The sequence below is a fragment of the Burkholderia sp. MS455 genome (assembly GCF_016899445.1).
Lineage (GTDB): Bacteria > Pseudomonadota > Gammaproteobacteria > Burkholderiales > Burkholderiaceae > Burkholderia > Burkholderia pyrrocinia_C.
Map to the genome: position 1 here is coordinate 2,310,983 of NZ_CP041778.1, position 15,676 is coordinate 2,326,658.

Here is a 15,676-nt window from a genome sequence, read left to right on the forward strand (position 1 = left end):
CCTCGCTGCCCCCGAATTACACCAACGCATCGCCCAATCAGAATCGGGCGCCGCCACCTTCGTGTCGCGCGACCAGGCGATCAGTTGGCGTGCCCCTGAGGTGACACCCCCACCGTCTGTACGCATCCTGCCAACTCAGCCTCCAATTGCGACTCATAGATCTCCCGCGCCAGCCGATCGGCCAGCAGGTCATTGAAAATCTGGTAGTTCGAGCCGGCCTTCAACTGTGCATCCGTCTTGAATGCCGGCTTGGCCGGCAACGACGTCACGCATGGCACCGCTACCGGCACCCTGACCTCGACCGGTCGGTCGATCGTCACCGGCTTGGGACACCCCACACACCCCGCCAGCACAACCACACTAACGGCCAGCACGCCATTCGCGAAGCGCATCGTCACACGTCCTCCCTTTCGCCGCCGCAGCGGTCCGATTTTTTGCATTCAAATGCGCGATTTGCGCACGCAACGTTTCACTGCCCTGCTGGGCCCGTGCCAACGCCGCGGCCGCCGCACGCTCACGTAGCGTCGCCGCGGCCGCCAGGCGCTGCACCGCTGCGTTTTGCTGATCGATCGCCTGCTTTAGCTGCGTCACACTGGTCTGCAGCTGATCAATCTGCTCGCGCTGAGTCGCGATCGTGTGCGCCTGGCTCGCCACCTGTCGGCGCGCAGCGTCACGCTCGACGACCAGCGTGCCGATCACCAGCGCCGCGATGCTCAACAGCACTAGCGCCACGACCGCCTTCCAGTGGCGCACCGCCAATCCCGCCGCACCGCCCAATCCGCCCAACAGCGCCTGGATGACCATCATCATGATGTTGTCTCACTTGTTCGTTTCCGGGACCGGCCATCGCGGACGGCCGCTGGTACGGTTTCGTTCTGCCTAGCCGGCGCCCGGTGTGCTCCACGCTGTGGCTCAGCCTGCCCCACATTCCCCGGCCCGTACCCGCGCGTGGCCGCCTCGCGGCTCAGGTATGTTGCCCGCGCAACTGCTCCCTGGTTCATCTTCTTTCTCCTTTCCCCATCATGATTCATGACATGCGCACATCGAACCCAAATCCACCTCATATTTCAGTAGTCCAATTTATTTATTTAATTCAAAAATCACGAAAACAATCAAGATACGTTCCACCTCACTCCTTTCCATAAATCCACAAAAACATATTCATCCAAAAATCAATCACTGCCCCCATCCAGTTTCCAGGTTAGTGACTCCACCACATTTTGCTTTCTCTTGTTCGACATGATCACCATATCCTCGGACAAGCCCCGCACATGTACGCCTTTCACGTCGCGATAGACCAGTGCATAGCTGTAGCCCAATCGACCCACCGTCGGCGTGGGCGTCTGGTTGTAATCAAATACCTGGACATTGTCCGGCAGGATCACCGGATTGAATCGCGTGCCCTCTTTACCGAAATAGGTAATCACGGTCCGATCAAACGACTTGAACAGTTTCCCGAGATCATCGGTTGCCTGGATATCCGAACCCGGTACCGGGATGGATGGATCGGCAATGCGTCTGACCGCCTCCGCCAGGTTGCGCACGCCCTCGACCCCGGTATGCCACGCCGTGTCTCCCACATCCTGTCCCGTGTGAAACACGTACAGATCCGAGCCGTGTCGCGCATAAACCATGGTGCAGCCGCTTAGCGCCCCCGACGTCATGACCAGCGGCTCACCCTGACGCAGTTGGGCCAGCGGGATCTTGAGCGCAACGGTCCCCGAATGCCCGTTATTAACTTCCAGGAAGTTGACGCGACTTTCCAGTTTATGATCGCCCCCCCAGTAATATCCCAACAGGACATTGGCTTCCATCGAGCTCACTTGCGACCCGTCAAAACTCGTGAGCAACCCTTCGTATGCCCCACCCGACGTGAGCATCAAGGATTCAAACGGCTTGGCCTGGAGTTCGTTGGCCACCTTGTCGTGACGCAGAAGAGTGAACTGCAGTGACGTGGGCGTCAGCGTCGGTGACGCCGTGCTCACCAGTCCTCTACCCGCCAGCACCGACACGTCGCCTCGACTCAGCCGCTCCGACTCACTCCACTGCGCCAGCTGCTGGCGCTTCACCTGCAACTCGATCGCACGCTTGAGCAAGCCCGACAGCCGCTTTTTGCGAGCCTCGTTATCCACCTTCGCCGTTTCGATCAGGCCTTTATTCTTCATGATGACCCCATCGAGTTCTGCAACCTGATCCGCGGGCGCCTTCATGACGAGACCATTGCAAAACCCGTCGAAGTCTTCGACCAGATCGTCCTGCTCGCTCCACAACGACCCGATATCGCTCTTGACCTCCTCGTGCGAGCGCAGTCCCATTGCATTCCGATGGAACTTGAGCGGATTGACCAGATCCTTCAACGCCTCGTCATCGATGGCACGCAGCACTGCGTCATGCTGGCGCCAGAGCGCCGTCGGCGTCGCGTCCAGCTGGTCTCGAAACATCGCACGCTCGAGTTGGGCGAGCCCGTACGGGCTTTGGCTGCTTGCATACCAGGATGTTTCGCGCAACACCTGTCGATCGGCACCGATATGCGCGGGATACGAATCGCGCGTCGCCACCGGTGCACGGTACCGGCCAGCCGGCACGGTGTGCAGCGTCGCCAGCCCGACCGGCTTGGCCTGCAATAGCATCGCGATCCAGTCCGATCGTGGTCCGATATAAACCTGCTGCCGATAGTGACCCAGCCCCGGGATCTGCCCGAGCGTCGCATCGATGACATACAGCTTGCCTCCCAATTCAATTTGCGTCGCCACATGCTTGTCGGGTCGGGCGTCCTGGGCTTTCTTCCAGACATCGAGCGTGACGATACCGGGCTTGTATTGAGTGGGCAGCACCGTAGCAATACGCTGGGACGCAGCCGGGCCCTGTAGCGAGGGCTGCGCCAGATACTGCTTGATCGCGCCATGCTGCTCCAGCTCACGCGCAAGCAGATACCCCATCATCTTGCGCTCCAGAATCCCCACGTTGACCGCCTGCTGGGCAGGATCAAATTCCATGCCCCGCACGCTCACCAGCTTGTTCATATCCAGAAGCGTCTGGCCGTTCGACTCCCGCACCAGCGTTCGAGTGTTCTGGTTCAGATCCAGCACGTGCCCAAATAGCCAGTCCTGAGTGGCAACCGGCAAATCCTTCATCCCGGACGACAACAGGCGCTTCAGCGTTTGAAGGGTCAGCATGGTATGCGCACGCGGTCGCATCCAGTCCGAATGCTGCAGGGCAGACTTGGACTGCATGATCGACGCCAGATACCCAGCGACTGTGGGGCCTATCACCACCAGATACTGGTGCCCCAACCGCGCATCATCGACCAGCAAGGCGTAGTGCTTTTTGATATCCAGGCTATCCAGGAGCGCGCCCACTTTATCGTCGCCGCTCACCGCCGGCAGATGCGTGGGATCCACCGCCCCATGTTCCTCGACCGTCAACTTGAACAAATCCCGGGCGCCGATACCGCTGACCGGCTCGGTCACGGATGCGGATGCGCCACCGGGCGCCTCCACCCCGTAGGCCTGCATCATCTCGCTCTGCTCGGCGGGCGACAAACCCCATCCCTGGATCCGCTCCCGCACCGCCTCCTGTGCCGCCCTGGCCTGCTGGATGATCTCTCCCGGATCACGATCCACGATGCGATACTGCCAGTCAGCGTACCAAAGCATGGCATTGTCGGCCGGCTGCTGATCCTGCGCCAGCACGCGTTGCTTCATGAGCTGCCGGTCGGATTCAACGTTCGTCGCAGACGCACATGATTGCGGCACCGTGAGTCGGCAGGGCGCCGGTGCCCCCTTACGAGCCAGGTGTTGCATCCCCTCATCGCTGAGGGCATAAAATTTTCCGGGATTCGCCTGCAAGCGTGCCAACGTAAGGGCCACTAACGCGGCCCGCTCATCGTCCGAGATGCCGAGAATCAATTCATACAGAATCTCCGCCCGATGATCCGCACCCAGTGAACGCATCCGCGCCTGCGTTTGATGCATCAACGCTCGCTGCATCGGAATCTCGAGCGGCAGCGCAGTCGACGGCATCCCGAAGAATCCCCAGAAATCGTGCAGGAAACCGTCCAGCGATGTCGCCTCGCTCAAATCGGCTTGCAGATACTTGGTCAACAGGTGTTCGAGCTGCTGCGCTTCCGTGTGCGTGTAGGAGTCGATCCACATACCGGTATAGGACGTGGGATCGATTTGCTGCGTCAGCCAGTCCGATGCCTCGGAAAACGGTTCACCCGGTTTCGAGACGTAATAGTGCGCGGGCAACGGCGTCGCGATGCGATCCTGGATCAGATCGACCACTTCACCATAGGCGCGTGCCTGTGCCTCGATGCCGCGTTTGTTACCCACCACCGCGCCGGTCAGATCGTCATACCCGTGTTCGTCAATCAGCGCGTCGATCCAGTGAGTCGACGCCTCACCGCGCGCACGCGCGCCCAACACCGGTTGTGCAAACGGCACCAGTTCGTGACGCAGCACCTTCGTTCTGACCACCGGACTCGCGGCAGACCACCGCATGTTCTTGAACGCAGCCGCAAACGATGCGTGCTTTTGCTTGAACAAGCCGTATATCTCAATCGCCTGGTGCAGATTATCCAAGGTATATATCCGCTTGATCGCGTGGTCAGCCGCCAGCGCCCCGGCCTCGATTACCGGTGGTACCAACACCACGATCAGGCTCGCGACGCTCGACCGGATTGCCTGGCGAATCTGTTCATCGTGCGTCTTTTGCTCCGCCACGGTGGCCGCGCCTGCCCGCTGAATATACGCCGCCCCCACTTCCATGCCGGAATCCACCCCCCAAAACACCAGGTTGGTCAGCCACGAGGCGCCCGGCCCATAGATGGTTCCGGCGACGCGATACAACGTTGAGAGGTGGCTCAGCAAATGCCCGACCTGCGCCAGATGGAGTTCGTCCTTGGTATAAAGTAACGTGTCAATGTCGGATTCCAGGCGGGTGAGCAGATCCTCACGCAGCTTCGCTGGCAACTGCTCCAGCGTCTTGGACTCGCCAAACACGATCGGATAGTCCGCCTTGAGTTTCTTTGCGCTGGTGAGCTGACCCGTTATTGCACTCGACACCTTCGGCTGTATCGCAGTTGCCACATCGTAGTCGACGGACTTTTCCAGCATCTCCGGCTTCGCGGCACTCAATGCGATGTGCGCGGCCAACCACTGCCGGACCTTCGACTCGTCCGTGAACGGCAATATCGCGTCGGACATCTCCAATGACGTGCCTAACTCCTCTTCGCGCAATACGCGCCGACCTTGATGGACGATGATCGGTTCATCCTGGTGGGCACTGAACAAGATTCCCGCTACCCCTTCCGAGCCCACCGGCAGGTAATACACCCCCAATAAGCGCTGGCCGCGATATGTCAGCCCGTGCTGGGCCGTCACCCGCTGCTTCAGGAAATCGCTTACCGCCGTGCGCACCGCCTCGTTCACCCCGGGCTGGTCGAGCAGGGTCAACGCCTGGGTCTGAATCCGCTTGGTCAGCTCACCCTGCGCGGCCTGCTTCGCCGGTTCGTTCTGCCGATACTGCTTCAGGGCCTGTTGCATCTCGGCCTCCAGCGCGCCCACCTGGCCGACCACCGCCTCCACCAGCGCCGGCATGCGCGCATCGCCGCCGTACGACACAATCTCGTGCTGCACCAGCAGCGGCTGGTGCCATCCGGTAGCCAATTCGCGCCACTGGAACCGCTTGGTGAGCGTGGGCTCCACCCGGTGATGCAGGGGCTGCACATTCGCAGCGATACGCAGGCGATAGCCCACCTCGATCCATTGATCCGGGGCAATCGGCTCGGACATGCCCAGGCGCGCCTGTTCGGCCGCCGTCGTGCGACGCACCCATTGGTCAATCCACGACAACGGGTTCAGGATCGGCGCATTCGCGCGCGAAGACTGCGCGCGCGCATCGCGCGCGGCATGTTCAATCAATATCGCCCATTGCGTATCCGCATCCGCCAGACGCAGCTGCTCCAGTTGAGTCGTCACCGCCTCCGTAGTACCCGATGGATACGTGAGCGTCCCATTGGGGTACGCCATCGCCTCGAGCAGTGGCATGTCCTTCACGATTTCACCATACCGGTACGTCACCGAATCCTGCGCCCCTAACGTCGCCGAGGCGTTCCCAAAAATGGTCTTGAGCTGCGCCTCAAGCAAGGCCTGCCGCAATGGCGTCCCCATCTCGCCCCCCTTATCCAGCAAGGCGGGCCAGGTCTGAATATATCCGTCAGACGTTCCGTGCTTCGCCACGTATTCCGTCAGCGTCAAGCCCTTGTTCAAGTATCGCCATTTCGTCTCTTCGTCCGTGACTGAAGCCGCTGCCTCGGATGTCGGTAATGCAGATAACACCGGATGAACCACAAATGTCCCGCTCGCCCCCGGCATGCCCCAGGCACCGCTCCCGAGTTGCGCAACCGCGCGTGACTGTCCCGTCATCTGCTGATGGTGAAGCTGATTCATATATCCGCGCGCCAGCGGCACCACCGGCTTGAGCAGGCCAAAGACCGAGGTCCCCGCGTTGACCGGCACCGATTGATCCTGTGTACCCTCCGCTGCCCTGCCTTGACCCGTCAACATATCCACTCCCCATCGCTGTAACGTCTGAGTCCATTGCGCCACCCACGCCGGTTGCTCGCGCACACCCCGAAGTTGCCCCCACTTGCTGCGCAGCTCCCGATCCGCGTGCGCCTCCGGTACGCTCATCCAGAGCGGGCGGCGATCGGACTGCGGCAGACTCGCCTCGTCTCGCCCCCAGCTCGGCGGATCGGCCTGCGCATAGCGTCCCGGATGCAAACTCTCGCGACCGGGCCGCTCACCCACCACCCCCCACTGATTCGCCAGCTCGAACAACACTTTGACCACGCTCGGGCGCATCTGAAACGGCGTGAGCCCCACCGGCTCCTCATCCTCTGCTTCTGCCTCCCACGGCGCCTTTGCCTCCGGCCGCCGGTCCTGCGACGCGCTCCCCCGCAGCGTCGTCCAGATATCCTGGAACGCCCCCACCACATCCCGCCACGACGGGATCAGCGAGACCGCCTGATATGCGTCGCCGCGCGCCTTCTGCAAAAACTGCCCCCACTTCTCCACCGCCTGCGGATCGCGCTCGCCCACCGCTCGATCAATCTGCGCCAGCCACATCGTCCTCACCGGATGGCGTAAGAACACCTCCACCAGCTCCGACACAATCCACGCCTCCACCTCCCGCCTATACACAATGAACAGGCCGCCCAAATCCGCGAGGGCCTCTTGCAGCCACGCCCGCGCAAACTCGCGCATCAAGGACCGCGCCCCCTTCACCCGCGCGGGGCTCACACGTCGAGCCTCCTTCCACTGATCGGCCGCACCCGGATCCGCGCTCAACAACGCTTGCTCGGCCGCGGCCACCAGCGCGTTCAACAGTCGACGACGATACCTGCGGTCCCGGCGCGCCCGGGCTCGTCTGCGACCGCTCTCATTGGGCCGCGCCCCGTCTTGTGTCGACCCGTCCTGCGTCGACTCACTCTGCGTCGACTCGTCCCCTGCCGGCGCCTCCTCCTGGCTCGCCCGGCGATGAATCGCGTTCAGCGCCGCCCGCGGCAATGAACGCTGATCCGGGTGCGAGCCCGACTCATCCGCCTCCCCCGGCAGCGGCGCCCATCTCACATGGCGCCCCGCGCGCGACGTCCCCGATGCCTCCTCATGTGTTGGTATGCGGATGGGACTCATCGCTCCATCCTTCCTGCCATGACCCGCGGTGCCGAAATCACGAACGCCTGCATCACCGCACTGACTGGCCCATACCAGCACGTGGCCCAATCGTTCATCAGCTGCACGGCCAGTACGAATGTCTCCTCAATCCATTTCTGTTCGAATGTCTCGCCAATCCATTGCTTTTCCCTCGTTATGGCATGACACACCTGGACTTCACGTCGATGTATTTTCAATTATATTTTCCACTCATTTAGTATAACTACTCACTACATCATGCCACTTCCTCTATCTTCCCTACTACACTTATTGCGTTGGTTTCGATCCGGCGATACCCCCGTCCATCACCGGATCAACGGCTGCGATTACCCCCATGCCGATGACCGATGTGCCTTGCTCACATCCCGTCCGCCCACACCAGTCGCCCCTCCAACACCTCACTGCTGACTTTTCATCTCCCAGGTCATCGATCCCAACACCGTCTGCTCCCGCTTGTTCAACGCAATCGCGACATCTTCGGTCACACCGCGAACGTGTACCCCACCAGCGTCGCGATAGACCAATGCATAACTGTAGGCCAGTCGCCCCACCGTCAGCGTGGCAACTTTGTTGTAGTCAAATGCCCGAACATTTTCCGGGAGACGTTTTTGATTGAGTCGCGTCCCCGCTTTACCAAAGTAGGTAATCACGGTTCGATCAAACGATTTAAACAGTTTCCCGAGGTCATCGTTTGCCTGGATATCCGCACTCGGCACCGAAATGGAAGGATCGGCAATGCGCTTGACCGCATCCGCCATGTTGCGCACCCCCTCGAACCCGGTGCGCCACGCCGTGTCACCCGCATCCTGTCCCGTGTGAAACACGTACAGATCCGAGCCCTGTTGCGCATAAACCATGGTGCAGCCGCTCAGCGCCCCCGACGTTATGACCAGCGGCTCGCCCTGGCGCAGTTGGGCGAGCGGAATCTTGAGCGCAACGGTCCCCGAACGACCATTATTGACTTCAAGGAATTTGACGCGACCTTCCAGTTTATGATCGCCCCCCCAGTAGTATCCCAACAGGACATTGGCTTCCATCGAGCTCACTTGCGATCCGTCAAACGTCGACAGCAACCCCTCATATGCCCCGCCCGACTCCAGCATGCCCGCATCAAACGACTTCGCCTGGAGTTCATTGGCCACCTTGTCGTGACGCAGAAGAGTGAACTGCAGAGATGTAGGCGTCATCGTCGGTGACGCCGTGTTCACCAGCCCCCTACCCGCCAGCACCGACACGTCGCCTCGACTCAGCCGCTCCGACTCACTCCATTGCGCCAGTTGCTGGCGCTTCACCTGCAGCTCGATCGCACGCTTGAGCAAGCCCGACAGCCGCTTCTTGCGATTCTCGTTATCCCCCTTGGCCGCTTCGATCAGGTTTTTATTCTTCATGATGAGCCCATCGAGTTCCGTAACCTGATCCACGGGCGTCTTCATGACGAGGTCATTGCAAAACCCGTCGAAGTCTTCAACCAGATCGTCCTGCTCGCTCCACAATGCGCCGATATCTTTTTTGACCTCCTTGTGCGAACGCAGTCCCATCGCATTCCGATGGAACTTGAACGGATTGACCAGATCCTTCAACGCCTCGTCATCAATGGCACGCAGCGCCTCGCCATGCTGGGGCCAGCGCCCCATCGGGGTCGCGGCAAACTGATCCCGAAACATCGCGCGCTCGAGATGGGCGAGCCCGTACGGGCTTTGGCTGCTTGCATACCAGGACGTTTCGCGCAACACCTGTCGATCGGCACCGATATGCGCGGGATACAACTCGGGCGTCACCACCGACGCACGGTACTGGTCGGCCGGCACGGTTTGCAACGTCACCAGACCCACCGGCTTGGCCTGCAACAGCATCGCGACCCAATCCGAGCGCGGTCCGATATAAACCTGCTGCCGATAGTGACCCAGCCCCGGGATCTGCCCGAGCGTCGCATCGATGATGTAGGACTCGTCACCCAGTTCAATCTGGGTCGCGACACGATTGTACGGATTGGCATCCTGGGGTTGCTTCCAGACATTGAGCGTGACGATACCGGGCTTGTATTGAGTGGGCAGCACCGCAGCAATGCGTTGGGACGCAGCCTGGTGCTGCAGCGCCGGCTGCGCCAGATGCCGCTTGACCGCACCATGCTGCTCCAGTTCGCGCGCAAGCAAATGCGCCGCCATCTTGCGCTCCAGAATCCCCACGTTGATGGCCTGCTGGGCAGGATCAAATTCCATGCCCCGCACGCTCACCAGCTTGCTCATGTCCACAATCGTTTTGCCGTCCGACTCCCGCACCAGCGTTCGGGTGTTCTGGTTCAGGTCCAGCACATGCGCAAACAGTGCATCCTGATCGGCAACCGGCAAATCCTTCATCCCGGACGACAGCATGCGCTTCAGCGTTTGAAGGCTCACCGTGTCGCGGGCGCGCGATTGCATCCAGTCTGAATACTGCAGGGCGGGCAGCGTCTCCCCCAGACGGGACTGCATCACCGAGGCGACGTACCCATCGACTGTGCGCCCTACCACCACCAGATACTGGAGCCCCAACCGGGCATCGTCGACCAGCAAGGCATAGTGCTTTTTAATATCCAGGTTATCCAGAAGCGCGCCCACTTTATCGTCGCCGCTCACCGCCGGCAGATGCGTGGGATCCACCGCCCCGTGTTCCTCGACCGTCAGCTTGAACAGATTCCGGGCACTGATACCGATTACCGGCTCGGTCACGGAGGCGGATGCGCCACCGGGCGCCTCCACCCCGTAGGCCTGCATCATCTCGCTCTGCTCGGCGGGCGACAAACCCCATCCCTTGATCCGCTCCCGCACCGCCTCCTGTGCCGCCCTGGCCTGCTGGATGATCTCTCCCGGATCGTGATCCACGATGCGATGCCGCCAGTCAGCGTGCCACGGCATCGCATTGCCGGCCGGCTGCTGATCCTGCGCCAGCACGCGTTGCTCAACAGCCTGCTGACTGGAATCGACCGAGGCCGAGGGCACACACGCTTGCGGCGCAGCACCCTTGCACCGCGCGTGCTTTCCCACGCGGGTCAGGTGTTGCATGCCTTCATGATTGAGCGCATGGAATTTGCCGGGATTCGCCTGCAAGCGTGCCAGCGTGAGGGCCACTAACGCGGCCCGCTCATCGTCCGAGATGCCGAGAATCAATTCATACAGAATTTCTGCCCGATGATCCGCACCCAGTGAGCGTATCTGCGCCTGCGTCTGATGCATCAACGCGCGCTGCATCGGAAGCTTCAGCGGCATCTGCGTTGGCGGCGCCCCAAAATATCCCCAGAAATCGTGCAGGAAACCGTCCAGCGATGTCGCCTCGCTCAAATCGGCATGCAGATGCTTGATCAACAAGCGTTCGAGCTGCTGCGCCTCGGTGAGCGTGTAGGAGTCGACCCACATACTGATAAATGACGTCGCCTCAATCTGCTGCGTCAACCATTGGGCTGCCTGATGAAAAGGCTCACCAACCTTCGCCACATAGTATTGCTTCGGTAAAGGCGTTGCGATGCGATCCTGGATCAGATCGACGACCTCACCATAGGCACGTGCCTGTGCCTCGACGCCGCGTTTGTTACCCGCCACGGCGCCGACCAGATCGTCATACCCGTGTTCGTCAATGAGCGCGTCGATCCAGTGGGTCGACGCCTCACCGCGGGCGTGTTGCCCCCACATCGGTTGCGCAAACGGCACCAGTTCGTTGCGCAGCACCTTCGTTCTGACCACCGGACTCGCTGCAGACCACCGCATGTTCCTGAACGTGGCCGCAAACGACGTATGCTTTTGCTTGAACAGGTTGTACAGGTCAATCGCCTGGTGCAGATTATCCAGGGTATAAATGCGCCTGATTGCATGGTTGGCCGCCTGCTTTCCCACCGCGACCACCGGCGGTACCAAAATCATGATCAGGCTCGCAACGCTGGAGGCGATTGCGTGGCGAATCTGTTCATCGTGCGTCTTTTGCTCCGCCACGGTGGCCGCGCCTGCCCGCTGTAGATACAACGCCCCCACTTCTACACCGGAATCCACCCCCCAAAACAACAGATTGGCCAGCCACCATGTGCTCGGCCCGTAGAGGATCCCGGTCACCCGATATAACGTCGAGAGGTGACTCAGCAAATGCCCGATCTGCGCCAGATGGAGTTCGTCCTTGGTATAAAGTAACGTGTCAATATCGGATTCCAGGCGGGTGAGCAGATCCTCACGCAGCTTCGCCGGCAACTGCTCCAGCGTCTTGGACTCGCCGAACGCGATCGGATAGTCCGCCTTGAGCTGTCCTCTGGGGCGCACCCCCCCAGTCAAACTCGACGCCTGAAGTGGCACAACGGTTGTCACATCGTAGTCGACGGGCTTTTCCATCATCTCCGGCTTCGCCGCACTCAATGCGATGTGCGCGGCCAGCCATTGCCGGATCTTCGATTCGTCCTTGAACGGCAATATCGCGTCGGACATCGCCGATGACGTGCCCCACACGTTGTCATAAAGCGTGCGCGCACCTTGACGGATGATGATCGGGTCGTCCTGGTGGACACTGAACAGGATCCCCGCTACCCCTTGCGCGCCCACCGGCAGGTAATACACGCCCAACAAACGCTGACCGCGATACGTCAGTCCGTGCTGGGCCGTCACCCGCTGCTTCAGGAAATCACTCACGGCGGTACGGATAGCCTCGTTCACCCCGGGCTGGTCGAGCAGGGTCAACGCCTGAGTCTGAATCCGCCTGGTCAGTTCGCCCTGCGCGGCCTGCTTCGCCGGCTCGTTCTGCCGATACTGCTTCAGGGCCTGTTGCATCTCGGCCTCCAGTCCGCCCACCTGGCCGACCACCGCCTCCACCAGCGCCGGCATGCGCGCATCGCTGCCGTACGACACGATCTCGTGCTGCACCAGCAGCGGCTGATGCCAGCCGGTGGCCAATTCGCGCCACTGAAATCGCTTCGTCAGCGTAGGTTCCACCCGACGGTGCAGGGGCTGCACATTCGCGGCAATACGCAGGCGATAGCTCACCTCGACCCATTGATCCGGGGCAATCGGCTCAGACATGCCCAGGCGCGCCTGTTCGGCTGCCGTGGTACGACGCACCCATTGGTCAATCCACGACAGCGGATTCAGGATCGGCGCATTCGCGCGCGAAGACTGCGCGCGCGCATCACGCGCGGCATGCTCGAGCAACATCGCCCATTGCGTATCCGCATCCGCCAGACGCAGTTGCTCCAGTTGGGTGGTCGCGGCTTCTGCGATACCCGATGGATAGGTGAGCGTCCCATTGGGGTACCGCATCGCCTCGAGCAGGGGCATCTCCTTGACGACATCACCATGCTTGTACGTCACCGAATCCTGAGTCCCCAACGTCGACTGGTCTGCGCCAAAAATTGTCTTCAGCTGTGCCTCAAGCAAGACCTGCCGCAACGGCGCCCCCATCTCGTCCCCCTGGTCCAGCAAGGTGGGCCAGGTCCGGATATACCCCGCGGCAGTCCCATGCTTCACCAGATATTCCGCCAGCGTCAGCCCCTTGTTCAAGTACCGCCATTTCGTCTCTTCGTCTCCCGCCGGCGCAGTTGGCTCTGCCGCAGGTAATGCCGGAATTACCGGCAACAACCGATTCCGGAGATTGCCCAACGTCGGTGCGCCACTCGCCCCCGGCATGCCCCAGACTGCGCTCTCAGGGTGCGCAACCGCGCGTGACTGTCCCGTCATCTGGCTATGCAGTAGCTGATTCATATATCCGCGCGCCAGCGGCACCACGGGTTTCAGTTGACCAAAGACCGAGGTCCCCGCGTTGACCGGCACCGATTGATCCTGTGTACGCTCCGCTGCCCTGCCTTGACCCGTCAACACATCTGCCCCCCATCGCTGTAACGTCTGAGTCCATTGCACCACCCACGCCGGTTGCTCACGCACGCCCCGAAGTTGCCCCCACTTGCTGCGCAGCTCCCGATCCGCGTGCGCCTCCGGTACGCTCATCCAGAGCGGGCGGCGATCGGACTGCGGCAGACTCGCCTCGTCTCGCCCCCAGCTCGGCGGATCGGCCTGCGCATAGCGTCCCGGATGCAAACTCTCGCGACCGGGCCGCTCACCCACCACCCCCCACTGATTCGCCAGCTCGAACAACACTTTGACCACGCTCGGGCGCATCTGAAACGGCGTGAGCCCCACCGGCTCCTCATCCTCTGCTTCTGCCTCCCACGGCGCCTTTGCCTCCGGCCGCCGGTCCTGCGACGCGCTCCCCCGCAGCGTCGTCCAGATATCCTGGAACGCCCCCACCACATCCCGCCACGACGGGATCAGCGAGACCTTCTGATATACGTCGCCGCGCGCCTTCTGCAAAAACTGCCCCCACTTCTCCACCGCCTGCGGATCGCGCTCGCCCACCGCTCGATCAATCTGCGCCAGCCACATCGTCCTCACCGGATGGCGTAAGAACACCTCCACCAGCTCCAACACAATCCACGCCTCCACCCCCTTCCAGTGCACGATGAGCATGACGCCCAAATCCGCGAAGGCCTCTTGCAGCCACGCCCGCGCAAACTCGCGCATCAAGGACCGCCCCGCTTTCACCCGCGTGGGGCTCACACGTCGAGCCTCCTTCCACTGATCGGCCGCACCCGGATCCGCGCTCAACAACGCTTGCTCGGCCGCGGCCACCAGCGCGTTCAACAGTCGACGACGATACCTGCGGTCCCGGCGCGCCCGGGCTCGTCTGCGACCGCCCTCATTGGGCCGCGCCCCGTCTTGCGTCGACTCGTCTTGCGTCGACTCGTCTTGCGACGACTCGCCCTGCGACGACTCGCCCCCTGCCGGCGCCCCCTCCTGGCTCGCCCGGCGATGAATCGCATCCAGCGCCGCACGCGGCACCGAACGCTGATCCGGGTGCGAGCCCGACTCATCCGCCTCCCCTGGCAGCGGCGCCCATCTAACATGACGCCCCGCGCGCGGCGTCCCCGATGTCTCCTCGTGTGTTGGTATGCGGATGGGACTCAAATGCCTGCCTTCCTAGCGTTACCCGAGTGGACGAACCTCGACACGCACGCCATGCGAGCCGACCATGCGGTGCGCGTACCGATCACCAACGCCATGATGTTCAACCATGCCTGCACGGCAGTAGCCGTCCAGTCGCGCACCGCACATCGCGCCCCACCACCCAACAGCGTCTGAACAGGCATCATCATGGCGTTGTCTCATTTGTTTGTTCCGGAGCCAGCCGTCGCGTGCGACCGCTGGCACGGTTTCGTTCTGCCTTGCCGTCTTTCATACCTGCAGTACCTGCCTGGCTTGTGCCCAGCGCGCCTCACGCTGTGGCTCAGCCTCCATCGCCGCCCCATTGATCACGCGCGTGGTCCCCGCAAAATCTCCTCGGTCCGCATACGCGTTCAAGCCATGCGCCTGCCAGAACCACCCCGCCGAGCGCGCGGCATACGCATCCTGTTCCAGCCACTCAGGGTGCAGCAGCAAGTCCACCCCCAATGCCTGGCCACACGCGCGGTAGTTGTCCGCAAACGTGATCTGCTTCAACCCTCGGCCGCGGTAGCGCCAACCGTCGCCGGTTGACGCAGCGCCATTCCCGAACCGCCCACCGTAGACCTGATTGGCAATCAGCTGCTGGCGCGCAAGCGGCACCGCGTCCTCGCCCGGTTGCCGGCCAAACTGCGCACGGTCATGCTGCGACAAGCGCGCACCGAACACCGCCAGGCCGTCCACCGAGTAATCAAACGATTCCACCAGGCGCGTCAATCCCGCTGACTCGTAGCCGATCTGCGCCACAAACATCGCCTGACGCGCGGGCGTCGAAATATCGAACTGCTGCATCGCTACACTCACCGGCCCGTACCAGCGCGTGGCCAACTCCGCACTCAGGTGTGCGGCTTGTGCAAATGTTGCCTGGTCCATACTTTCCTCCCCTCATTCGGACGTCAAACTTAGACTCGGCACGCGCATGCTCGATCACGATGCGCGATCCAGATTATTAGTACT

The 15,676-nt window shown here is 61.7% G+C and carries 5 protein-coding genes; all 5 read right to left on the reverse strand.

Annotated features, from left to right (window positions below):
- Positions 1–80: 80 nt before the first annotated feature.
- A complete protein-coding gene (locus tag FPJ27_RS14930; protein WP_204421629.1) occupies positions 81–392 on the reverse strand; it encodes a hypothetical protein in 312 nt (103 codons plus the stop codon).
- Positions 361–810, reverse strand: coding sequence for a hypothetical protein (locus FPJ27_RS14935; protein ID WP_204421630.1), 450 nt, complete (start codon positions 808–810; stop codon positions 361–363). Before FPJ27_RS14935 ends, FPJ27_RS14930 begins: the two co-directional genes overlap by 32 nt.
- Positions 811–1,172: 362 nt before the next feature.
- Positions 1,173–7,697, reverse strand: a complete 6,525-nt coding sequence (locus tag FPJ27_RS14940) for a cycle-inhibiting factor (RefSeq protein ID WP_204421631.1) — start codon at positions 7,695–7,697, stop codon at positions 1,173–1,175.
- Between the two features lie 419 nt (positions 7,698–8,116).
- Positions 8,117–14,362 carry a cycle-inhibiting factor gene (locus FPJ27_RS14945; protein WP_204421632.1) on the reverse strand — a complete coding sequence of 2,082 codons (6,246 nt, stop codon included), beginning with the start codon at positions 14,360–14,362 and terminating at the stop codon, positions 8,117–8,119.
- A gap of 591 nt (positions 14,363–14,953) precedes the next feature.
- Positions 14,954–15,592 carry a glycoside hydrolase family 19 protein gene (locus FPJ27_RS14950; RefSeq protein ID WP_204421633.1) on the reverse strand — a complete coding sequence of 213 codons (639 nt, stop codon included), beginning with the start codon at positions 15,590–15,592 and terminating at the stop codon, positions 14,954–14,956.
- Positions 15,593–15,676: the final 84 nt, after the last annotated feature.

Excerpts from the sequence above, each read along its gene's own strand:
- FPJ27_RS14940 (WP_204421631.1), bottom strand. The coding sequence starts at position 7,697 with ATGAGTCCCATCCGCATACCAACACATGAGGAGGCATCGGGGACGTCG.
- FPJ27_RS14950 (WP_204421633.1), bottom strand. The coding sequence starts at position 15,592 with ATGGACCAGGCAACATTTGCACAAGCCGCACACCTGAGTGCGGAGTTG.
- FPJ27_RS14935 (WP_204421630.1), bottom strand. The coding sequence starts at position 810 with ATGATGATGGTCATCCAGGCGCTGTTGGGCGGATTGGGCGGTGCGGCG.
- FPJ27_RS14930 (WP_204421629.1), bottom strand. The coding sequence starts at position 392 with ATGCGCTTCGCGAATGGCGTGCTGGCCGTTAGTGTGGTTGTGCTGGCG.